This window comes from Bartonella sp. TT121SHDZB, assembly GCF_042193415.1.
GTDB lineage: Bacteria > Pseudomonadota > Alphaproteobacteria > Rhizobiales > Rhizobiaceae > Bartonella.
Map to the genome: position 1 here is coordinate 325 of NZ_JBHILR010000074.1, position 272 is coordinate 596.

Here is a 272-nt window from a genome sequence, read left to right on the forward strand (position 1 = left end):
AGCTACACCGTTGTCTGGTGCAAGCGCGACCTGCGGGTGCACGACCATGCTCCGCTTGTCCACGCTGCCCGCCAGGGCAAAGTCTTGTGTTTGTACGTCATCGAGCCAAGCCTGTGGGCGCAGCCGGACGCCGCATCCCAGCACTATCTCTTTATCCAGGAATGCCTGCATGATCTTGCGGAGCAACTGCGTGCATGCGGCGCACGGTTGCAAGTCGCCGTGGGCGAAGTGACGGAGGTATTCGGGCGGATGCATGCGGCCGCGGCCTTCAG

General features: G+C 62.9%; 1 protein-coding gene. It reads left to right on the forward strand.

Features of this window, described 5'->3' with window-relative positions; genetic code table 11:
* The coding region (locus ACFIKI_RS08565) for a deoxyribodipyrimidine photo-lyase (protein ID WP_375666800.1) at nt 1-272 on the forward strand (272 nt) is incomplete at both ends.